Below are 22,408 nucleotides of genomic sequence, written 5' to 3'. Positions count from 1 at the left end.
CTTTTCCTCTGAAAGTTTTTAAACTGGATCTGAAGTATCCTGTCTTTAAGGTTTTCCCAATGGGTGTTTTGAGTAACTCCGCGCTTGACGCTCAAGACCGGAGACGGGAGAAGGTACAGTAACTTGCACCTTCACATCAGTAGGCTGACGGGCAGGAACCTGCGCCATACCTAATTTGTACACTCCGAGAGGATAGAAAGCGTCATGGGATTATTTGATCGTCTTGGCAGAGTTGTCCGGGCAAATCTGAACGACATGGTCAGTAAGGCAGAAGATCCAGAAAAGATTTTGGAGCAAGCCATTATTGACATGCAAGAAGACCTGATCCAACTGCGTCAGGCAGTTGCCAGGGCGATTGCCACTCAAAAACGTACTGAGCAACAGTACAACAAAACGACATCGGAGGCGAACAGTTGGCAGCAACGGGCACAGTTAGCCCTACAAAAAGGGGATGAAGATTTGGCGCGGGAAGCGCTGGTGCGCCGGAAGACGAATACGGATACGGCTACCCAACTGAAAACCCAGCTCGATCAGCAAAATGGTCAAGTAGATACGCTCAAGCGCAACTTGATCGCCTTGGAGAGCAAGATTTCCGAAGCCAAGACGAAAAAAGACATGCTCAAGTCGCGAGCAGCAGCAGCCAAAGCCAACGAGCAACTGCAAAGCACTATTGGGCGTTTGGGCACAAGCAGCGCCATGGGTGCCTTTGAGCGGATGGAAGACAAAGTGCTGGAACTGGAGGCACGTTCTCAGGCAGCTCATGAGCTGACAGGGAATGACCTAGAACAGCAATTTGCCATGCTGGAATCGGGCAGCGATGTTGATGATGAATTGGCAGCCATGAAAGCCAGTCTCACTGGCGGTTCTGTAAACCAACAAGCGTTGCCTGCTTCTGAGGAAACAAAGAAGACGCCCTCTGATTCTGCTGTGGATGATGAGCTAGAGTCTCTGCGATCGCAACTCAACCAGATGTAGGTCATTTGAGTGTTTAGTGAGATCATTGCCCCTGGCAAGTCTCACAACTTCTTCATCTTGCACAAGGGGAGGCGTTCCGATGGAGCGTCTCCTTGATTTAATGATTTCAGATGCCTGCCATCAACAATAAAACTAGTACCTGCATTGCTCACGCAAGTTATCCAGTTATCTATTCCGTGATCGATTGACAGGCATTTAGTAGGATCTACATCTGCCTGAATAGTAGCAGTCTTGTAGATAAGTTCTAGATAGAAACAGCCGTTACGAGGGAGAATTCGATACTCTCTGATTACATTGGAGTCCAGGTTAGATGGCATGGGCAGGTAGAAAGAGTCCAGCCCAAACCAAGCCTTGACCTTGCTTCCTAGAGGGAATCGCAACATTCCATCTATAAGCTTTACAGAGCGTCCTGTAAACGTTACTAGTGCCATTCCACCTTTACGGTAGCCAGGAAGCTTGGGGCGCTGCGTCACCGTTCCTTTCTTTATCCCTTTGAGTAGTCCCAAGAATGACTTAAAGGATTCTGCCACGCCCGTCAAGATTTGCTGCGCCCTGTCGGAGTAGAAGGCTCGATAGTGCAGATTCCGGTTTTCTGTTCCTAAAACTTTATGCAACTCTGCACGATTGGGAATTCTGCCAGTCTTGAAATACAGTTGGCGTGAATAGTAGATCCCGCAATTTGTCAATTTTACAAATTCAGAGCAAAGATATTTCAAAATTGCCTGAGTTTCTTTATTCGTTGAAATTAGATTTTGTTGACATCCAAACATTGCTTTACCTCCTTTATACATACTAACATAGTAATAACACTATGTTAGTACTGGTTATGCCTACCAAAAAACATCCTGTCCCTGCCTACTTAGACGATTACGAGTTTGAAAAACTTGTAAAAATTGCAGCCGGGTGGGGATGTAGTTTATCGGCAGCAATAAAGCGGATGATTAGAGAAAATCAAGAGTTAGGCGACTAAAGTCGCTTGAGTCGGCTTTCCTCCCTGCTCTTTCATAGGCAGGGCTTCCAACCATTCCAGGAGATTTACGTGAGCAGCGTTATTACAATTACCGATGCCGAGTTTGAAAACGAAGTCTTACAATCAGAAATGCCTGTGCTGGTTTACTTCTGGGCATCTTGGTGTGGCCCTTGCAAACTGGTATCGCCATCAATAGATTGGGCTGCCGATGCCTATAGCGATCGCTTAAAAGTAGTCAAAATAGAAGTCGATCCCAATCCTGATTCCGTGCAAGCGTGTAAGGTAGAAGGCGTTCCCGCCTTCAGACTCTATAAAAATACAGAGTTGCTAGAATCCCAGGAAGGCGCAGTGGGCAAACAAAAAATAGCAAGTATGCTAGAAAGCCATCTAGGATAACCACCCATTAGCAAGAGGCAATTACCTGTAGCATTGTCTCTTGCTATCCTGGAAAGTCCCCTGTCGCCGGGTGAATAGGGGATGGGGAGATAGCACCAATGACTGATAACTAGTATGCAGTTTGCCAAACGTTTAGAACTTCTGCAAGCCAACGTCTTCGCCGATATGGATCGGGCAAAAGCCAAAGCCAGAGCATCCGGGCGAGACATTATCGATTTGTCCTTAGGATCGTCGGACTTGCCCACCTCAGAGCATGTCCTAGATGCCATGCGTGACGCCTTGCAAGACCGCAGTACCCACGGTTACTTGCTTTTTCATGGCACCCAATACTTCCGGCAAGCTGTTGCCCATTGGTACACCCAGAAGTTTGGTATCCTGGTTGACCCAGAAACCGAGGTATTGTCGCTGATTGGTTCCCAGGAAGGAACGGCGCATTTACCGCTAGCGGTACTGAACCCTGGGGATATTGCTCTACTGCAAGACCCTGGCTATCCCTCCCATGTCGGCGGCGTTTATCTAGCAGGGGGGCAAATTTACCCGATGCCCTTGTTAGCGGAAAACAACTTTTTGCCAGTTTTTGCTGATATTCCGCCGTTAGTGCGGTCACAGGCGCGGATGATGGTGTTGAGCTATCCCCATAATCCGACAACCGCGATCGCGCCTTTATCTTTTTTCCAGGAAGCGGTGGAATTTTGCCGTCAGCATAATCTGGTGTTAGTCCACGACTTCCCTTATGCCGACTTGGTGTTTGTCGATCAAGAAGACGGTACAGGAGAAATTATTAATTCCCAGTCCCTTGCGCCTTCAATTTTCCAAGCCGATACCAATAAAGAGACGGCAATTGAATTTTTTACCTTCTCCAAGTCCTACAACATGGGGGGCTTCCGCATCGGCTACGCCATCGGCAATGCCAAATTAATTCAAGCCTTGCGGCAGGTAAAGGCGGTTGTTGATTTTAACCAGTATCGGGGAATTTTGCAGGGGGCGATCGCTGCCTTGCAGGGCGATCAAAGAGGCGTTCAAGACGCCGTGAAAACATTTCGCACTCGCCGGGACGCTTTTATCCATGCCTTGCAAAACATTGGCTGGCAAGTTCCCACCCCCGCCGCCACCATGTACATTTGGGCAAAGTTACCGGAACCTTGGGCAGAAAACTCAATTGACTTTTGCACTCAATTGGTTGAAAAGACGGGGGTGGCGGCTTCCCCTGGTGCCGGATTTGGCAAAGCTGGAGAAGGTTATGTCCGCTTTGCTTTGGTACATGAGCCAGAGAAACTAGAGACAGCCGTGCAACGCATAGCTGAATTTCTCAAGGGGAGCTAATAGTAAGAGAGCTGATCCCGTCTCTACAAGCTCTGACATAGACCCTTAAATACTTTCTCTCTCTCCTGCCGCTTTGCTAATCAACTGCCGCCATTGGTAGACAATGCGCCGCAAAATGCTTTGCTCTGGCATAGCTACTTGCTCAACAACGTAATCATCTAGCACGTCAAGCCTACGAGTAGCGCGGGCAAAGGTGGCTAATTGTTCCACTGAGTTGGGCTGTGGGCTAGTCACCAGGGCGGCAATTTTGCCTAAGCGATCGCTTGCTGTTAGCACTGTCGGACGAATCGCCGTCTGATCAGTCGTGAGTTTTGAAATAGCGATCGCCGCTTTTTTTAAATCACCTAACTCGTTGTAAGTCAAGAAATCAGACAAAGCAGCAAAAGAAGCGTCAATTTCTTGACTGCCGGGGTACGGTGCGAGACTGCCATAAACTTTCTCGTAACTAGATAAATTAATATCTTGTGCCTTTATGTAGGAAAGCTCATAAAGCATTCCCGCCAATCGAGTTAGGGGGGTTTGTTGGCGTTTACGACTGAATTTGGTGACATTCCAAACGACGCCTTCGGTAAGTTGGTTTGTACCGTCGCTGCTGCAATCTACCCAGCGATGCGCCAGTTCGCCTAAAAATAGCTGCCGAGTTGTGGGCAATAGCTGCCAGTCGGGCTGACTAATAGGGGCGACAGCGTAGGTGTTGAGAGCGGGATGATTTAGCAGGCGATAGAGAGCCTGTAGGGGGTCAGGCTGGGAGTGGAGATAGGTAGAGAGGGCGTGTTGGGCATAACCGCGCTGGAACGGGTTGCGAGCGACGGCGGCGACAGATGCCAGTCCTTCCGGTTCCGAGGCACGCAGATGCGATCGCAAAAACCTCCCTGTTCCTGGTACAGGCAAGACTAGTAACTCATCCCATAGCGCCGGATGCCATCCCCGGTTAAACCGCCCATAGAGCGCCATTAGGAACTCAATCGGGTAAAACGGCAGCCGCAACGCTCCCAGCGCCACCAGCAAGTTGAAGGTGATGCTGACGGCTATCCCGGCGCGAATTCCTGGTAACAAGCGACCTTTAAAGCTAATTGAGGGCGTTACCACACTGGCAACGACAATAGCGACGGCAATGCCAATCACTCCAATGAAAACGATACTGGCAAAGACTCCTAGTGTCTTGCGATTGACTAAACCAAAGGCGACACCGATCACTATACCCAAGACAATTCCGAAAATGACGATCAGACCTGTACCGATATTCACGGCATTGTAGGCACCCTTGAGTAAGGGGTCAGAGGCAATCCGGTCTACAACCAGATAGGCAAAACAAAAGACCAAGCTACCCACAAAAGTAAATAGCAAGCTAGCCACAATGCTGCCTGCTACGCCAAACAGCATCATAGCGATCGCCAATACTAATGCCACACTAAGGGCGGCAAAAATTGCGGCTAAAACCCAAGCTGTAGTAAAGCCCACATCTAATCCCACTGATTGAGTTACTACACCACTCATCGTTAGTTCTGTACCGCGATTTAGGTTCCACAGTTTGGGATAGCGGTCAAAAGAGGCGCTGAGGATGCGGGGGGTGTTGGGCAGTACGGCGATCGCTGTTACCCAAGCATGATGTCCGGTTAAAGTGTGCAACGCTTTACCCGTCTGTACGTCCCAAGTCCTCACGGTTTGGTCAGTGGAAGCCGAGACAACTTTTTGCCCATCGCCCCAAAGAGCCACACTTGTCACCCAACCCTGATGTCCGGTGAGGGTGTGCAACGCTTTACCAGTTTGCAAGTCCCAAATCTTCAAGGTGCCATCGGCGGACGCCGAGACAATTCTTTGTCCGTCGGGGGTAATCACCACACCTTTGACCCAGCCTTGATGACCCCTAAGGGTTTGAAGTTCTCTGCCCGTTTGTAAGTCCCACACTTTTAGGGTTTGGTCAACGGAGGCAGAAATGGCTTGCTGTCCATCGGGAGTGACGGCAACTCCTGTTACCCAAGCGTTATGTCCTGTTAAGGTGTACAGTTCTTTTCCTGTCTGTACATCCCAAACCTTCAAAGTGCGATCGCCACTGGCGGAAACCGCACGTTGTCCATCAGGAGTCAAGGCAACTGCCCAGACGATATCGTTATGACCCTCAAGGGTTTGCAGTTCCTTTCCTGTCTGTAGATCCCAAACCCTGAGCGTTCGGTCAGCACCCGTAGAAACTCCCCGTTTCCCATCGGGAGTCAGCACGATACTGGTCACCCAGTCTTGGTGTCCCCGGAGGTCGTGCAGCTCTGAACCTTTTTGAATATCCCAAACTTTGAGAGTGCGATCGCGTGATGCTGAAACCGCCTGCTTGCCATCCGGCGTTACCGCCACAGCCGTGACTCCCGAACGATGTCCCCGCAGGGTGTGCAGTTCTGAACCCCAGCGCAAGTTCCACACCTTCAACGTACTATCAGCCGAAGGCACTTTCACTTTAATCGCGCGATCGCCAGCCGCAGAAACAGCAATTTGCCCATTCGGTGTTACCGCCAGCGCATTCACCCAAGCCGTGTTTCCCTGCACCGTTCCCAGGGCGTACAGCACCACCGCTAAGGCAACAAATAGGGAAAATAACGCGATCGCCACAGGAAGCATGAGATAAACATTTCGATAGCTAGGCAGCTTCCAAGACTGCAACAACTTCCGGTAGCCTCGTAGCTGGTAAACCTCAGGACTTGCCTGGTAGAGATAGCAATGAAGGGAATGGGGACGAAAATAAACCCAGTAGGCAAGCCGGGAATAGTGGGCGAGATTTAACCAATGCAGACGTTCTGGTAGTTCACCACGATGCTCAGGAAAATTTGGCATAACCAACTGCAAGGCTTGAGTGTTATTGGTTTACAGACTAAGGCACAATCATCACGATTGTAGGGCACGAGCAAAAATTACCAAGAGTAAAATTATGCTCAGATTGTGTCAGTAAAACATTTCTCAAGTTAGTCTTCTGCGGTTGAGGAGATAAACCGTTCCCTAAAGCTATAAACTAAAGGGTGCGTTGTGGTTTGGAGAAGATCTCGTTAAGCTGTGCGGAAAATAGTCATTGCTGGAAACTGGAAAATGTACAAAACTCAAGGGGAAGCCTCTGAGTTTTTACAAGGGTTTTTGCCTGAGCTAGAAGAAACCCCATCAGAGCGGGAAGTTATCTTGTGTGCTCCCTTCACATCGCTAGGTACCCTCTCAAAAAACTTGCATGGTAGCCTGGTGCAACTTGGGGCACAAAATATCCACTGGGAAGCTAACGGAGCCTTCACCGGGGAAATCTCTGGCCCGATGTTGCAAGAGATTGGGGTACGTTATGCGATCGTCGGTCACAGCGAGCGGCGTCAATACTTTGGCGAAACCGATGAAACCGTCAACCTACGTTTGAAAGCCGCCCAGAATTATGGTCTGATCCCGATTCTTTGCGTTGGGGAAACGAAGCAACAGCGAGAGGCTGGCGAAATTGAAACCATTATTAACACTCAGCTAGAAAAAGGCTTAGACGGTGTTGATCAGCAGCATCTTGTCATTGCCTACGAACCGATTTGGGCGATCGGTACTGGCGACACCTGTGAAGCGACAGAAGCCAACCGGGTGATCGGTCTGATTCGCAGCTGTCTGACTAACCCTGATGTGCCGATTCAATACGGTGGTTCGGTGAAACCAAACAATATTGATGAAATCATGGCTCAACCGGAAATTGACGGAGCATTAGTCGGAGGTGCCAGCCTGGAAGCTGGTAGCTTTGCACGGATTGTTAATTATCAATAGCGAGCTGGCGAAGCAAAGACGGGTTAGTAAGTCGGTCAACTTACTTAAATGTTAATAAATGCTAACTTCTCCCCTGACCCCTCTTCCCTAGTAGGAAAGGGGCTGGGGAGTTAGTTTTTTAAGTTGACCGACTGAAAATCCTGGCAATGAACCATTAGTTATTCCCATTGATTACTAATGACTACCTTATTTAACTGGGGTCAACGTACCTACCTGATGGGTGTTCTGAATGTCACCCCAGATAGCTTTAGTGATGGGGGAGAGTTCAACTCTCAGGCGGCTGCTTTAGCGCAAGCACAGCGGCTCATAGCAGAGGGTGTGGACATCATTGACATCGGGGGACAATCAACGCGTCCGGGTGCCGAGCAAATTTCGCTAGAGGCAGAGTTAGAGCGGGTAATCCCCATAGTGCAAGCTGTGCGAGGGCAATCCTCCGTGCCGATTTCTGTGGATACCACCCGCTCCGCCGTGGCACGAGCGGCTGTAGAAGCGGGTGCGGATACGGTTAATGATATTTCTGGCGGCACCTATGACCCCCAGATGTTGCCAGTCGTTGCTGAACTAGGTGTACCGATTATTTTGATGCATATCCGAGGCACCCCAGCAACGATGCAAAAGCTAACGGATTATCAGGATTTAATTGGGGAGATTTACGAGTTTCTAGAGCGGCAAATTGGGGCGGCTGTGGCGGCGGGAATTGACCGAACACACATCATTATTGACCCTGGTATTGGTTTTGCCAAAAATATGGAGCAAAATCTGGAAATTTTGCGGAAGTTGCCAGATTTTCGCCCTCTAGGGGTGCCAATTCTCGTAGGAGTTTCCCGGAAAAGCTTTATCGGTCGCATCTTAGACCAACCTGACCCTAAAAAACGCCTCTGGGGTACAGGAGCCGCTTGTGCAAGCGCGATCGCCCTCGGTGCAGATCTCCTTCGCGTACATGACGTAGCAGAAATGCGCGATATCTGTCAAGTAGCTGATGCTATCTGGCGCACAAAAGGTGACTAATGGTGACTTGAGAGTTGTTTTGATAGCGTGCTGAGAAGAATCGCCTCCCCATCACCAATCCTAAGGCTGTTGGGGTGGAGGTGGTGGTGAAATAGTGGGATTTTCTGGAGTAGACATTAAGTCTGTCAGAGCTTCTGACAATGCCTTTGGGTCCATGAAAACAACTTTAGAGTTATTACTTTCACCCAATTTCTGATTGGCTTCGACGTAGCGTTGAGCAACAAGGAAACGCAAGACTTGCTCGCTATTCGGCTGACTCATCAGGGCTTGGGAAATCATCTGGATCGACTTTACGGTACCTTCGGCTTCAAAGATGGCGGCTTGTTTTTGGCTTTCGGCAGCGCGTTCCTTCTCTAGGGACTCCAATACCGTTCTGGGAGGCTTGATTTCTTGCACTTCCACGCGGTTAACCTTCACGCCCCAACCCCCGGTAGCGTCGTCAAGCTGCTCTAAAATGCGCTTATTAATATCTGCTCGGGAAGAGTAGGTTTGATCGAGGGGCAATTCTCCAATCCGCGATCGCAATGTCGTAATTACTAAATTTTCAATCGCGTCTTCGACTTGCTCAACCTCATAATATGCCTTCTGTAAATCCATAATCCGCCAAAAGACGACAGCATCGACTTGTACAGCAATGTTGTCTTTGGTGATTGCCTGCTGCGATTGGGTGTCTAGAACCTGCTCACGCGTGCTTTCTTCCACCGCAATTCTGTCAATAATTGGAATGATGAAGTTAAGCCCTGGATCAAGGCGTTTGTGATACTGACCTAAACGCTCCACTAAGGCTTCATTACCCTCATTAACAATTTTTGTCGCCCCCACACCGTAACCAATGACAACCAAAATCATCGGGGCAAGGATGGAAAGCAGAGAATCCATAATTTATTACTTCTGGCTGGCAGATTAGGGAGTTGATAGGAGGTTGCCCTGAGAGTTATTGAAAGATCTCTCTACGATAGCAAGGGAAGACCAGCATTGTCTTTCTTCCCTTCTACCTATATTTAATGTGGTAATGTCCATTCGATCTAGCTACTCTTGATTTTCAGCCGCAGGTTTGTTGCTAGTATCCTCCGTTTTAGCCGCTGGCTTTTTGGTGCTATCGGATGGTTTTTCTTCAGCCGCAGGTTTGTTGCTGGTATCCTCCGTTTTAGCCGCTGGCTTTTTGGTGCTATCGGATGGTTTTTCTTCAGCCGCAGGTTTGTTGCTGGTATCCTCCGTTTTAGCCGCTGGCTTTTCGGTGCTATCGGATGGTTTCGGTTCAGCCGCAGGTTTGTTGCTAGTATCCTCCGTTTTAGCCGCTGGCTTCTCGGTGCTATCGGATGGTTTTCCTTCAGCCACAGGCTTCTCGGTACTATCTGATGTTTTCCCATCAATCACATCGTCTTTGCGTTCCCATTCTGACAAAGGACGATTGACGGCATTCTCGAAGTTTGATGAAACTAACATCACCTCTAGTTGCTGGGATGTCTGATTAGGTGGATCGGTTAAGGCATACAAGGAACTTTGGTCGAAGTTGGGCTTTCCCAAAAGGAATTTGTGAGTTTGCTGATTTTTTAGCTTGACTTCTATTGTTGCCTGGGGATTTTTCAGCCCATACTCAGCCCTATTTTTTGCCGGGACAGTGAGAGTGCGATCGCTTTTTCCTTCAAACAAATTGAGTAAGTAAGATACGGCGGCACCGGAAGCGGGAGCATCCTTCGGTTTCTTCATCCGCCAGCCAAATTCTCCGTCGCTAACACGTTCAAAGGCTAAAGTTTCTGCTTCAGTTTTAAGCGTAAACGCCTGAATATCCTCTTCTTTAAAAGAAAAGATGGTTCCTTCTTTAGCTTGAGCTACTTCCCGCTGAGTTGCCTCTTGAGTTTCATAAAAATAGACAAAACCGCCTAAAAATACGGCTGAAACTAACAAAACCAGAGTTGTTCGCTGTAATTTCATCAGAAACGCTTGAGAATGTTTAATTGCATCCAGAATCCTAACGGCGTCGCCACCAAATCACCCCAGCGGTTGTAAAACCGAGCAAAGGGACGAGTAAAAGAGATATCCAAGCCAGAGCGCTGCCTTGTACTGGGGAGAGGTTAATGCGGCGGTTGGTTTGCTCTCTAGGGCGAAGGGAGAGCGCTTGCTCATCCCGCTGACCCAGCCAACTGACGGAATTGAGAAAGACATCACCATTGAGCTGCTGCTCAAATAAGTTGTTGGTAGCAAAGTTAGAGTTGCCGATGACCACCAGGCGAGATTCTGAGGATTTTTGCTCCGTCTGGCTAGTGGCGTCTGGTGAAGGTGAGGCTTCGGGGCTAGGTGAGGGTGAGGCTGATAGGGTGTTGGTTTGGCGGCTGAGTGCCACACCCAAAACGAGGGGGCCAATGCGATCGCCTTCTTCTTCATTAAACTCCAACGGTTGCGTTTCAGGAGTACTTTCTGCCCAGCTTTGCTCATTGGTCAGCAGCAAGGGCGTTTCCCTGACTCCATCTACAGGAGTCGTCAGTACAGGTTGTGCTAAAGGATAAAAGGAAATCCCATTGCCAAAGTCTTGAGTGATGGGATGATCGCCGTAGTTGGTGACTAAGGGAGTGGCTGGGCCTAAACCTACTACCCGTCCCTGTCCCGACGCATCAATAACAATCCGGTTATCGATTTCCACCCCCCAATCTTCCAAAAGACTATCCAGTTCCGGATTAGTATCCGGATCGATCATCAGCAGCAAGCTTCCTCCCGTCGCCAGATAGTCTCTTAATGCCCTGACTTCCCCTTCAAACAACGGGCGTTTTGGCCCGGCAACAATTACCAGAGAAGCATCTTCTGGCACAGCAGCTCGATCTGCCAAGTTTAGGGGTTGGGGGATAAAGTTCTTCTCTTCTACGCGGCTAATCGCCTGGGCGAGTCCGCCTTCTACCAGTTCTAAGGGGCGTTCGCCGTGACCCTGGAGAAAGTAGGCAGTATCAATGCGATCGCTAGTTAATCTTTCAATCGCATTCGTCAACCGAACTTCCGAAAGCCGTTCTGTATCACTCAACGATTGCAACAGCTGTCGCTCGGCCCCATACTCCAAATACACTTCTCGCGGCGACTGCACCTTGAACTTCTCCGCCAGGGAGAGTTGTACTTGGGGGTCAACAAACTGGAACTCTAGATTAGGGCTGTAGCGGCGGTAATTTTCCAGTAGTTCTCGATCGCTTAAGTCAGGGTTGGGGTCAAACACCCACACCTTCACAGGTTGCTCTAAATTCCTAACGACCTGCTGAGATTGGGGGGCAAGGCTAAGGAGTTGATTTTCCGTTAAATCTACTCGCGTTCCATAACGGACGCTGAGAAAATTAATCAGCCCCAAAATTACCAACATTGACAGCGTTGCGATCATCGCATTCGTTCCTGCCTGCGTGGAACGCCGTCCCCAAAAACCCTTGGTGCCGGAAATTACCAGCAGCCACAGTCCCATAATGACGAATCCAGCAATCAATATCGCCAACGGCACCCCTGACCAAGCACCAGAAACAATTCCCGCCGTCACCCCCGCGATTACCAAGAGTGGGCCAAACAAAAAGAGATATTTGAAGTATCTAGCGTTCTTTTTAACCGTCTTCATATTGGATTAACCAAGTCATTAATTGGTGATGGTTCGTGGTTCATCGTTCAATGAATCATCGTTGATTGCCACTAGCCATTAGCCAGTCCCCATCAAGACCGCTGGAACCGTAGGGCTTCAATTGACTGGGCGGTGAGAAATAAGCCGAGAATAATGTAACTGGCAAATAAAACTAGACTGCTGGTATCCATAACGCCTTGTATCAGGTTGTTGTAGTGCTTCAGGAGCGAAAGATGACCCAAGGCTTCACCGAAGGAACCGCCAACACTTTTGGCAACTAGATCGATTACCCAGAGAAATAAAATTAGGGCAAAGGTGAGGATGGCTGCCAAAATTGAGCTTTCGGTGAGGGAAGAGATAAACATTCCTAAAGAAAGAATAGAAGCCGCTAGTAAAATTAAGCCTAAATGACCGAGTAAAGGGACAGCCGGTTGAATCGGAGGATTGCTCGCCCCCAAGGCGATCGCTTCATAAGCCAGCAACGGCAGTACCATGACGGTAAAAAAGGCGATTACTCCTAGCAGCTTCCCCACCGCAACGACCCAGTTTGTAATGGGTGAGGTCGCCAGCAGTTCCAAAGTACCGCGCTTGCGTTCTTCGGCATACAATCCCATCGAAAGAATTGGCAGCACAAATAATGCTAGCGACCCCATAACGCTGAGAAAGTAGCGTAAAAACTCATAGGCAACATCAATTGGTGGCGTTGGTACTCCTAGTTGATCGCTGGTGGCAACCTGCTGAATGATCCCTTCCGGGCTGAGCAAAATTGCCACAAAAAAGAAACCTGCCAGTAACCAAAACACCCCTGCCACCACATAGGCTAAGGGCGAAGCAAAGTATCCCTGCAATTCCTTGCGGAAAATTGCCAAGATGTTGCCGATAATTACACCCATTACTCCTCCTCGCTCTGTAGTTCTAAATCCTCGTTCTCTAGAGATGCCGACGACCGTTCGTCCTGGGCTAACGGTGCAACATTTGTTTCCTGCGTTGTCAATTCTAAAAAGACATCTTCTAGTGTGGCGCGAGTGCGGCGCATTTCATGCAATCCCAAACCTGCGCCCACAGTGACAGCGACCAAATCCCGTCCCGGTTCCGATCCCGGTGCCGAGATGACGCGGAGCAGGGAGCGGCTGACTGGCAAATCCGGCGACGGAACCAGTTCGACTAAGCAGACTCCTGGCAGCACTTGTAAGAGTTTTTGCAGTTCCGTAGCGTCTCCATCTACTTCCAACTCATAGCCTGACCCCCGACTAAAAAACTGTGCCATCAGGTTTTCTGGGCTATTAGTGGCAACGATTTTACCGCGATTGATGATCGCCACGCGGTTGCAGGTCATGCTCACTTCCGGCAGGATATGGGTAGAGAGGATAACGGTATGCTCTCCAGCCAGGCTTTTAATTAAGTTACGAACATCAATAATTTGCCGAGGGTCAAGTCCGACGGTGGGTTCATCTAGAATGATCGCGGGGGGGTCATGGACGATCGCCTGAGCAATGCCGACTCGCTGCCGAAAGCCCTTAGAAAGCTTGCGAATCAGGACTTGGCGCTTTTCTGATAAGTTGCAGCGTGCCATGGCCGAGGTGACTTTGTTAGCGCGATCGCCGCTGGAAATCCCCTTAATCCGCGCCACAAAATGTAAAAAGCTTTCAACGGTCATTTCTGGGTACAACGGGGGCGTTTCGGGTAAATACCCAATCCGCTGCCGTACCGCCATAGAATATTCGTGGACATCATAACCCGCAATGCGGGCGGTGCCACTAGTGGCGGGCAAGTACCCTGCCAAAACCCGCATTGTCGTCGTTTTTCCAGCACCGTTTGGGCCTAGAAAACCTAAGATTTCTCCCGGTTCCACGTCAAAGGTGACATCCTGAATGGCAGGAGTTGCACCGTAGATTTTGCTTAAATGCTCAACTTCAATCATTGATAGTCATTAGTTCAGTGGTGCGTTGCTGTGAAGCCTCAGTGCTGAGTCAGTAAATCACTGAATAAGGGAAGATTTTTAGGTCATTGTGCCTGTAGCGTCTGGTATTTGGCTGGAAATGTCGTCCGAACTCCTGAATCGGTGAGGAAGGAATGTTTATCGCTTCTTTATGATGTATAGCCCGTGGAGCCTCATTGGCAAATAATATCTCTGGTGTTCGATAAAAAAATTAAGATAGGTGCCAATTAACTTTGCAAGGATATCAGAAAAAGGATTGGCGGTTAGCGATTAGCAATTTAATGATTAACATGGTTCAACTTACTCTCTATGTAAACCCAGTCGTGGGCAAGGACAGTGCGGTTGGGGATACGGCGGCTCCCTTAAAAACCCTAATGCGAGCCCTTGAGCAGGCAACAGCCGGAATGACAATTCAATTGGCGGCTGGAACCTATGATGCCAAAAATGGCGAAGTGTTTCCGCTGAGTGTCCCGGCGGGGGTAATTGTGCGGGGCAATGAAGCTGGTATTGGGAAGGGCATTCTGATTACGGGGAGTGGTAAGTATTCTAGTCCCACGTTTAATCAACAAAATACGACATTGCTGCTCCAATCAGATGCCCAACTGCGAGGTGTTACCGTCACCAATGCCGTTAAAGAGGGTACGGGGGTTTGGATTGAGTCTACTTCCCCTATTTTGGCGAATAATACGTTTACCAATTGCGGTCGGGAAGCGGTCTTTGTCACGGGGACGGGGAAGCCGCGAGTTTTTGATAATGTTTTTGTGAAAAACGCCTCTAGTGGCATTTTTTTCGTGCGAAATGCTAAAGGAGAGGTGCGGCACAATCTTTGCCAGGAAACGGGCTACGGGATTGCCGTGAGCGATCGCGCGGCTCCGTTGCTCTCAGATAACCAACTGATTGCCAATCGTGTCGGGATTTTCCTATCTCGGAATGCTATGCCTGTCCTACGCCGTAATTTGATTGAGAAAAATCCGGCGGGGGGATTAGTGATTACAGGGGACGCTCGACCGGATTTGGGGTCTATCCAAGATCCTGCGGGGAATATCCTGCGAGATAACGGCAAGGTGGATCTGCAAAATAGCTCGTCTATCGAGTTAATATCCGTGGGCAATCAGCTCAATCCAGCACGCATCAGCGGTGCTGTGGTGTTACCCGTGGCGGAGGTAAATACTCCCATTATGGGCCCGGCTCAGTTTAGGGATGTGGCGGGGTATTGGGCGGAAGCTTGGATTCAAGCCGTGGTAGGGCGCAGGTTGCTCAGTGGCTTTCCCGATGGCACCTTTAAGCCAGAGGCGAGTATGACCCGTGCTGAGTATGCGGCGGTAATTGCCAAGACGTTTGATTTACCACGTCAGCGGGGAACGGGGACGGGAGTGTTTAGCGATGTCAAGGCGGGGTTTTGGGCAGCCGCCGCGATTCAGAAAGCGGCGAATATGGGCTTTATTTCTGGCTTTCCCGATGGCACTTTTCGACCGGGGCAAAATTTAACGCGGGTGCAGGCGCTGGTGTCGTTGGTAGGGGGGTTAGGACTGAAAGGGGGTAATCCTGAGGTCTTGGGAGTTTATCGCGATCGCGCCCAAATTCCTAGTTATGCTACAGAAGCGATCGCCACAGCGACTCAACGTCAATTGGTTGTCAATTATCCTCAACCGGATGCCCTAGAGCCGATGCGACCGATTACCCGGGCTGAGGTGGCGGCGTTGATTTATCAGGTACTGGTGGTCATGGGTAAAGTAGGAACTCTGGCGTCTCCCTATCTGGTCAATCCCAATACCGTAGCGTCTTCCTTTATCGATATCCAAGAACATTGGGCAGCCGAGTTCATCCGTCGTTTAGCTAGCCTGAATTTGATCACAGGCTTTGTCGATGGCAGCTTCAAGCCGGATGCTATGCTTAATCGTGCCCAATATGCTGCCCTCTTGGTCAAAGCCTTCAATCCTACCCCCAAACGTCCAGTGATTGGGTTCATCGACATCCCGGCGAACTTTTGGGCATTAGCCGCCATCCAAGACGCCTATCGTAGTGGTTTCCTCTCTGGGTTTCCTGACCAAACATTCCAGCCCCAAAAGCCCTTGCGACGCCTAGAACTCATTTTGTCTCTCGTCAATGGGCTGTCACTACCCCCAACCGATGAAAAGGTTTTGGCAATTTACAAAGACCGCCAGACAATTCCCAACTACGCCGCGAGTGCGATTACCGCCGCAACACAAGCCAGTATCATCGTTAACTACCCCGATCCGTTAGAACTACAACTCAAAAGAGAAGCTACACGAGCCGAGGCAGCCGCGATGGTGCATCAAGCATTAGTTCAAGCCGGACGCTTGACGGCGTTCAATTCACCTTATATTGTTTCTGGTCTTGTACGTTGAAGGTCTGATGAGGGAGGCAACTAAAACTACAGTCGCTGCGTATGCAACGGCATTACTCAGTCACTACGGATTTGACCGGAAAGGTTACAGTGCCCAAGCATTAGTAAACTATTGGCTCAAGCACTATCCGGCAGATTGGGTGCGCCTGAGCATTATTGAAGCTTTGTATCAAGGGCGGTACAAAGCTGTTTCTGTTGAGCAAATCTTGGCTGTTTGGAAGCGACGGGGTCAGCCCATTTACCGCTTCAATCACGAATTTGAGCGGCTGATTTGTCGAAAATTGCCCAAAAGTTTCACAACTCCCTCAAATACTCCCCTTGCTGAGATAGACCTAGAAGAATTCTTGCCTTTGCTAACCGAAAGTGATCCTGAGGGTACTCCAGAAGATATCTCACCACAGGTGCTAGTCGCTCCCCAGCTAGAGGAAATTGCTCCTAAAGCTCTAGTTTCAGAAGCGATCGCCGAGACAAAACCAGAAAGCGATCGCCCCAAGAACCCGCCAGCCGTACTGAGCGACATCGTACTACCACCCCCACCCAATAGCCACTCAGAACCAGAACCAGCCCCTGAGAAAAAAGCTGCCTACGAGCCGGATTGGTCGCGTCACGACAGCAGTAAACAACCCATTGACCAATTCACTCCACCACCCGATAACTCTGGCTTTTCTCTCAAACTCAAAGCCGTGGTTGAGAAACAAAAGTGAGAGTTCTAAGTCCTGAGTCGGGGAGAAAGGATGAAGGGTGAAGGATGAAGGGTGAAGTATGAAGGGTGAAGTATGAAGGGTGAAGTATGAAGGATGAAAGGGGTTATTGGTTTTCTTCCTCTCCCCTGCTCCCCTGCTCCCCTGCTCCCCTGCTCCCCTGCACCTCTGCTCCCCCTGCTCCCCTGCTCCTCATTCCCCGTTAAACATTCGCTGCTGTATCGGTAGCTGGAGTGGATGCTTGTGTAACGCCCATGCGGATTTCGGAGGACAAGGACGCCATGCTAAAGCCGCCAAAGCGCTTCAGAATGCTGGTACGCAGCCGGAGGTTAGGACTAGCGAACCAGAGACGCTCCTCAGAGTACATTGTCTCGTAGTCGGTGATTAAGGTGAGAGCGTCGTCATCTCCCATGACGTAGCGACCTGCAACGGGAGCTTTTTCGGCATAGCCCATTTCTCTGAGCAGGCGACCCTTCTGATGGTGATCGGCATCAGGAACGGGGACTAAGACAGTAGAGCCTTCGTGTTTTTCTTCATCCCATTCCATCGTGCCTTCCCAGCTGACTCGTGCACCACATAGCGCCTCTTTGGGGTCAACTTCGTATTGTTCACAAAGTTGAATTACTTTTGGGTCGTCAACTTCCAGCATTTCAATAGTGAGATTGGATTTGCCACTTTCCGATTGTTTGAAGGCGAGATGGTGACTGGTACGCTGGGAAAACCACTTTCCCGCACTCTGCTCAAAAAACTCTTTAATATTCATGAATGAAGTAATTGGGCGTTAATAATTTGCAACCTGCCATCCCGATTTTGACAATCCCCCGCCGTTTATAGGAGGAGATTCTTTCTTGATCGGGAGTCCAATGACTTAACCCTCAGAAAGCCTATACCGACTGCCCGACGGTGTTGAAAGCGAGATTTATTAAATTCTCGTTTTGCTCGCTTCCGCGTTTGTACAAGAAACACGGGTTTTTGTTACCTGGGTGACGGTTCAGAAGCTGACCGCTAGACCTAATTCGCTTTTTATCTATGCGCTTTACCGCTTTTCTAACTTTATCACTTTCAACTCTCCTCAGAATTCAAGTCTGATTACCTTGGGTAAAGCCGCCCTAAAGGTTACTGACTTGTGACTTCGGCGTGAGCGCGGTTCCTGAGCGGCTCGAGTGAGCCTTCGCCGAACTCCTGCCGAAGGGCAGTCGAACGCTGAGCTTAGTCGAAGTAGCCTGTTTTACCCTTCGGCTAGCTCAGGGTCGAAGTAAGGGCGGGGCTTTAGATCTGATCTTTTTGGGTAAGCGATCGCCTCTGAGCTAGCGATGCACTACTTGCGGGTTGCTTTGACGGGAAAACTAACCCACAAACGTTAAGACTAGGAGGCTTTTTCCAGTCGCTGAATCGAGATACTAGCGGCTTGAGAAACTTGGGGATGGTTGTCTTTTTCCAAAAATTTTAAGGCAGGAAGGGTTTTATCGCTAGGGAGGTGTCCTAAGGCTTCTGCTAGACGTTGACGCACTAACCAGTCGTCAGATTGGGCAAAGCGCAAGATATCATCCACGGCGTTGGTGGCTTTCACTTCCCCTAATGCCGCAATTGCGGCTTGCTGAAGCACCACCTCTTCGCTATCAAGGGCGTGCTTCAGTACCTCCTCAGCACGCGGATCTTTAAGATTTCCTAGGGACACGGCGGCGCTAAAACGCACTAACCATTGCGTATCTTCATAGAACGCTCGCACTAACGGCTCAAAGGCGTTTTGATCGCCTAAATACCCTAATGCACCAGCGGCGTCCGCACGAATGCCGTAATCGGGGTCAGTTTCTAGCAGCTTTACTAATATGGGATAGGACTCTGCGGTTTTCTTAATCCCCAAGGCAAAAACTGCCATCGAACGCAGTTGCAGATTTTTGTCTTCTAAAACTTTTTTGATTAAAGGCACCGCTTCATCTGCCGGAACTTCCCGCAAAGAGGCTAGGGCTACCATGCGATCGCGTAAATTTTCACTTTCTAATTGGGCAGAAATTTCCTCTAAGGGAAGATGATTCATAATTTGCTCTACACTTCTTAATATATTTTAACTTTTTGAGGAGATTTGAGGAATTCAAAGGAGTAAATTTTTCAAGGTGCAGGACAACTTCAATCGGCTTAAGGTTGTCAATCCGTTTACAAACATTCTTTACTCTTAGATAGATTAGTAGCTGATGCAGCTCGTTAACCCAGAGAATTTGGGCTATAAAAGGCAAGCTTTACGGGTAGCCCCCTTAGTAGAGTCTATCTCTATCGCGATGCAATTCCCATCTCAAACGTGCAAGATATCTATTAGTACAATTATCGATGGAGAGTAGAGATTCAAAATGGAACGCGGTTTGCTCTGGTTGCCCCTCTTGGTAGTGTTTATCTGGCTTGCCTGGGCGGGTTGGAATGAGTATCAAAAAGTTGAAGCCTACCGCAACTGGGCAAGCAACTTTGAACGGGCGAAGTACGATATCTACTCGATGCTCGGTCAAAAGGGCGATGAATTAACCTGGGGAAAACCAACTCGCAAGGGAGTTATTGGGCCAGAAACATTTTCGCTGAATGATGTTAAGTCTATCCATCTTTTGGTAGATGGCAAAGTTGCTGATTTAGAATTACCTCCAAAAAGAGGTCGCGCGATCGCCTTAGAGTTTCTCTTATCTAATTCCTCAATTAAAGTTCCCTTTACAGAAATTCCCCTCGCGGCTGAATGGGGAAAATTTTTACAGAAAGAGTTGCAACGTTTTCGTCTGGAACTGGCTGATTAGGCTTGTAGTCATAGAGTAGGGAAGTGAATTTTTATCTAGATAAAAACTGACTCCCTCTCAACAATGACTGAACAGCTTTTTCATGGTTATCAGAAAACGTTCCCTAACTCTTCTCGGTTTAATCGGTCTGCTGAACGCTTGTACTTCACCGCCGAATCAATCTACTCAAGCCGTTGGTAATTCAGCAAACTGCCCTCAAAATTCGACTTCTTTGCCAATTACACATACCAAGGGTGAGAATCTTTACGAAGCTTTTGATTACCAGATTCGTAATATTGTTACTAATGCGGACACAGTAACATTTCAAACTCTCAACCACGATTTTGTCTTCTGTCGAGGCAATGAGAGTTGGGCAGTACAACAAGGAACTTTACCTAACGATCTTAAGCCGCCAGAAGGAAGTGTATATCAACAACAACTGACCAATCCTCCTCTTAAAACAATTGAATTGGGCGGAGAGACTTATCAGTATCGAGTCCGTCTCGAACCGAACCCTTCAAGTGATGGACAAATACGAGAAGCCACAGAAGTTGTTTTTGAACTGACCCCTCCCAATAGCGAGCAACCCCAGCGTCAAACTCTTTACACCCTGGAAGATTTGACGAAGGAAAATCTCGGCTCAGGTTTGGGAGTGCCGAGAATTACAGCCGAGGTTGAGTATAGCGATCGCTTATTTTTTTCTGTGGCGTTTGAACAAGGTGAAGGGTTCAGTGGAATTGCCACAATTGTCAGCTATAACCCGGAAGATAATCAATTCACTCTCATTCAACCCCAGGAAATTAGACGGCAGCAAATCACTGATTTAGCGATCGCAGGAGAACCGGATAATCCTGTATTTTGGCTGGGGACGCAAATTAGTGGGGAAGGGAATCCTTATTTACCGGGAATGGGATTAGTTTCCTATCGCCCTAATGGAGCTAATCTTCAGTCAGGAGACATCAATTATTACAATGTCAACAACAGCCCGATTGTGGGGGCAATTCCTAACAAATTGAACTTAGAAAATGACACCATTTGGGTAGCTACAGGGAATGGGATTTGTCAAGTTAAGTGGCAAGCGGCGGAGAATCCCAGTAGTTGGTCATGCGATCGCTTTGCCCTCTTGACGCCAATTCCTCAGGCAGGCATCCCCCTCTACAGTTCGCTGTTGAGCAAACAACCCGCAACGACCTTATCACCAACGAGCAATCAAAATACGGTAGAAGTACTTTGGTATTCGCCAGCGGATTTTGAAACCCGTGAAGGTCGCTATGAGGTGAGATATCCTGAAGGTTTCACCGTGACCTTGGAAGACCAGGGTATACAAACCTTCCCCTCAGATTTTGCAGCAATCCGCTCAGAGATGGAACCGGGAAAACCCGCCGTTTTTTGGTCAGGTCGTGAATGGCATTGGAATGGCGCACGCTTTGAGCGCGGATTGGATGAAGTGGCGCTTAACTTAGTGGGAATAGGGCCATCAGGTATCGGTTCTAACGAAGTACAAGGGAATAACCGCCCAGAAACCTACGCCCTGCGCGGTGATTTGGAGTTGCTAAATCTTACCCAGCAGTCTACTCGCGTGAAGCATTATTCTGGATGGGTGGATGATGACAACGTCGAGTTGTCGTTAACCGTGGTTCCCCAAGAACGACCGGAAAATCCGCAGCCAAATCCTCTAGAGGCGATCGCTTTCATCAATCCCACCTCAGTAATCCTAGGCTTCGTCTTCCCCTAATGTTTCCCGAAAGTAGTCAGCTAATAAGGCAGCCGGGTCATCATAGATCCCGATCGCCCCTTTGAGTTGTTCGTCATCAAAACCACCAGAACGTACCGCAATCACACCCACCCCACAGCCTCCTGCTGCTTCGATATCGTAGGGTGTATCTCCCAGCATCACCACCTCGCTTGGTGGCAGGTCTAATTTCTTTAATGCAACTTCCACAATGTCTGGTGCCGGTTTGGAGTTGTCCGCATCGCTTGATGATGTCGTCTCAGTGAGTAAGTCATCCACTTGTGCCGCTTTCAGCAGCAGGGAAAGTTCTTCACTCGTGGCGGAACTCGCAACAATGAGTTTCAATCCCGCACGTTGCATTTGTAATACCAACTGCCGAGAACCATTAGTCGGTTTTAGATTGGCAGCATAGTGATTAATCACCAATTCCTTCCGCCGTTGGGAAATCTTTTTTCCGTCCCCTTCTTCATCATTCAGTTCTGGTACTAGCTTCGGGAGAACTTTGTCGCCACCCATCCCAATCAGCGGTCGCACCTTCTCAAACGGCACCTCATAACCTGAGTCGGCAAATGCCTCCACCCAAGCCTGAGCGTGAGCATCATTACTCAAAACTAATGTGCCATCAACATCTAAGATGACTCCTTGTAATTCCATTTTGAACTGTTCCTTTTGCTAACGAGGATGCTAAACGCCTTTTAGGGGCAATTGTTTGACAATAAGCGCAGATTGCTTCAGAGTCATCCTCCAACAAGACGAGAAATTAGACTCGCTTCATTAAGCTCAAATCTCTCAAAGTGAAGAGTAAAGAGTGAGCTGAGTACAGCTCTCAGCTGACTTCCAGTTTCATCGGTCAATGTCCTATCCTGGCAGCAACCTGCCTTCCACAGACTACTGAGCG

General features: G+C 49.0%; 20 protein-coding genes and 1 pseudogene. 10 read left to right on the top strand and 11 right to left on the bottom strand.

The annotated features are described in order from the left end of the window. Positions 1-45: 45 nt before the first annotated feature. The gene (locus AC5JR3_RS16265; protein WP_495847585.1) at positions 46-168 is read right to left on the bottom strand and encodes a hypothetical protein; all 123 of its coding nucleotides are present in this window, start codon (positions 166-168) and stop codon (positions 46-48) included. Between the two features lie 36 nt (positions 169-204). Between AC5JR3_RS16265 and AC5JR3_RS16260 the strand changes: the two genes are divergently transcribed. Continuing rightward, positions 205-975, top strand: coding sequence for a PspA/IM30 family protein (locus AC5JR3_RS16260; RefSeq protein WP_495847584.1), 771 nt, complete (start codon positions 205-207; stop codon positions 973-975). A 92-nt stretch (positions 976-1,067) separates the two neighbouring features. On the opposite strand, the pseudogene AC5JR3_RS16255 reads toward AC5JR3_RS16260, so the two are convergent. Then, positions 1,068-1,745, bottom strand: a pseudogene (locus AC5JR3_RS16255) (RNA-guided endonuclease InsQ/TnpB family protein); the annotation flags it as partial. Positions 1,746-1,786: 41 nt separating this feature from the next. Here AC5JR3_RS16255 and AC5JR3_RS16250 point away from each other — a divergent pair. From AC5JR3_RS16250 to AC5JR3_RS16240, 3 genes are all read left to right on the top strand, one after another. Further along, positions 1,787-1,945, top strand: a complete 159-nt coding sequence (locus AC5JR3_RS16250; protein ID WP_495847583.1) for a ribbon-helix-helix protein, CopG family — start codon at positions 1,787-1,789, stop codon at positions 1,943-1,945. Positions 1,946-2,014: 69 nt separating this feature from the next. Then, positions 2,015-2,341, top strand: a complete 327-nt coding sequence (locus AC5JR3_RS16245; protein WP_495847582.1) for a thioredoxin family protein — start codon at positions 2,015-2,017, stop codon at positions 2,339-2,341. Between the two features lie 114 nt (positions 2,342-2,455). Beyond that, on the top strand, positions 2,456-3,664 hold the full coding sequence (locus AC5JR3_RS16240; protein ID WP_495847581.1) for an LL-diaminopimelate aminotransferase: 1,209 nt from the start codon (positions 2,456-2,458) through the stop codon (positions 3,662-3,664). Between the two features lie 45 nt (positions 3,665-3,709). Here the strand turns inward: AC5JR3_RS16240 and AC5JR3_RS16235 are convergent, their stop codons facing one another. Next, on the bottom strand, positions 3,710-6,484 hold the full coding sequence (locus AC5JR3_RS16235) for a WD40 repeat domain-containing protein (RefSeq protein WP_495847580.1): 2,775 nt from the start codon (positions 6,482-6,484) through the stop codon (positions 3,710-3,712). A 216-nt stretch (positions 6,485-6,700) separates the two neighbouring features. Here AC5JR3_RS16235 and tpiA point away from each other — a divergent pair, with 216 nt between their 5' ends. Both tpiA and folP read left to right on the top strand, forming a co-directional pair. After that, on the top strand, positions 6,701-7,426 hold the full coding sequence (gene tpiA, locus AC5JR3_RS16230; RefSeq protein WP_495847579.1) for a triose-phosphate isomerase: 726 nt from the start codon (positions 6,701-6,703) through the stop codon (positions 7,424-7,426). Between the two features lie 177 nt (positions 7,427-7,603). Beyond that, the gene (folP, locus tag AC5JR3_RS16225; protein ID WP_495847578.1) at positions 7,604-8,434 is read left to right on the top strand and encodes a dihydropteroate synthase; all 831 of its coding nucleotides are present in this window, start codon (positions 7,604-7,606) and stop codon (positions 8,432-8,434) included. 60 nt (positions 8,435-8,494) lie between these two features. Here folP and AC5JR3_RS16220 read toward each other — a convergent pair whose 3' ends face one another. The 5 genes from AC5JR3_RS16220 to AC5JR3_RS16200 all read right to left on the bottom strand — a co-directional run bounded on the left by AC5JR3_RS16220 (position 8,495) and on the right by AC5JR3_RS16200 (position 13,938). Continuing rightward, positions 8,495-9,313, bottom strand: a complete 819-nt coding sequence (locus tag AC5JR3_RS16220; RefSeq protein ID WP_495847577.1) for an SPFH domain-containing protein — start codon at positions 9,311-9,313, stop codon at positions 8,495-8,497. A gap of 150 nt (positions 9,314-9,463) precedes the next feature. Continuing rightward, a complete protein-coding gene (locus tag AC5JR3_RS16215) occupies positions 9,464-10,369 on the bottom strand; it encodes a DUF4340 domain-containing protein (RefSeq protein WP_495847576.1) in 906 nt (301 codons plus the stop codon). A gap of 37 nt (positions 10,370-10,406) precedes the next feature. After that, positions 10,407-12,017 carry a GldG family protein gene (locus AC5JR3_RS16210; protein WP_495847575.1) on the bottom strand — a complete coding sequence of 537 codons (1,611 nt, stop codon included), beginning with the start codon at positions 12,015-12,017 and terminating at the stop codon, positions 10,407-10,409. 92 nt (positions 12,018-12,109) lie between these two features. Beyond that, a complete protein-coding gene (locus AC5JR3_RS16205; protein ID WP_495847574.1) occupies positions 12,110-12,910 on the bottom strand; it encodes an ABC transporter permease in 801 nt (266 codons plus the stop codon). Then, positions 12,910-13,938: an ABC transporter ATP-binding protein gene (locus AC5JR3_RS16200; RefSeq protein ID WP_495847573.1), complete on the bottom strand. Its 1,029-nt coding sequence runs from the start codon at positions 13,936-13,938 to the stop codon at positions 12,910-12,912. Before AC5JR3_RS16200 ends, AC5JR3_RS16205 begins: the two co-directional genes overlap by 1 nt. A gap of 308 nt (positions 13,939-14,246) precedes the next feature. Between AC5JR3_RS16200 and AC5JR3_RS16195 the strand changes: the two genes are divergently transcribed. Together AC5JR3_RS16195 and AC5JR3_RS16190 are read left to right on the top strand one after the other, a co-directional pair. After that, a complete protein-coding gene (locus AC5JR3_RS16195) occupies positions 14,247-16,325 on the top strand; it encodes an S-layer homology domain-containing protein (protein ID WP_495847572.1) in 2,079 nt (692 codons plus the stop codon). 7 nt (positions 16,326-16,332) lie between these two features. Next, on the top strand, positions 16,333-17,028 hold the full coding sequence (locus AC5JR3_RS16190; protein WP_495847571.1) for a hypothetical protein: 696 nt from the start codon (positions 16,333-16,335) through the stop codon (positions 17,026-17,028). A 199-nt stretch (positions 17,029-17,227) separates the two neighbouring features. On the opposite strand, the gene AC5JR3_RS16185 is transcribed toward AC5JR3_RS16190, so the two are convergent. Together AC5JR3_RS16185 and AC5JR3_RS16180 are read right to left on the bottom strand one after the other, a co-directional pair. Further along, entirely contained in the window at positions 17,228-17,788 is a 561-nt protein-coding gene (locus tag AC5JR3_RS16185; protein WP_495847570.1) for a phycobiliprotein lyase, read from the bottom strand. 603 nt (positions 17,789-18,391) lie between these two features. Beyond that, positions 18,392-19,063 carry a HEAT repeat domain-containing protein gene (locus tag AC5JR3_RS16180; RefSeq protein ID WP_495847569.1) on the bottom strand — a complete coding sequence of 224 codons (672 nt, stop codon included), beginning with the start codon at positions 19,061-19,063 and terminating at the stop codon, positions 18,392-18,394. 307 nt (positions 19,064-19,370) lie between these two features. Between AC5JR3_RS16180 and AC5JR3_RS16175 the strand changes: the two genes are divergently transcribed. Further along, entirely contained in the window at positions 19,371-19,799 is a 429-nt protein-coding gene (locus tag AC5JR3_RS16175; RefSeq protein ID WP_495847568.1) for a hypothetical protein, read from the top strand. Between the two features lie 82 nt (positions 19,800-19,881). Beyond that, positions 19,882-21,513 carry a hypothetical protein gene (locus AC5JR3_RS16170; protein ID WP_495847567.1) on the top strand — a complete coding sequence of 544 codons (1,632 nt, stop codon included), beginning with the start codon at positions 19,882-19,884 and terminating at the stop codon, positions 21,511-21,513. Here AC5JR3_RS16170 and AC5JR3_RS16165 read toward each other — a convergent pair. Next, positions 21,493-22,164, bottom strand: a complete 672-nt coding sequence (locus AC5JR3_RS16165; protein WP_495847566.1) for an HAD family hydrolase — start codon at positions 22,162-22,164, stop codon at positions 21,493-21,495. The genes AC5JR3_RS16170 and AC5JR3_RS16165 overlap by 21 nt on opposite strands. Positions 22,165-22,408 lie beyond the last annotated feature (244 nt).

It is taken from the genome of Kastovskya adunca (genome assembly GCF_059505785.1).
This window is presented reverse-complemented; position numbering and strand designations above follow the sequence as displayed.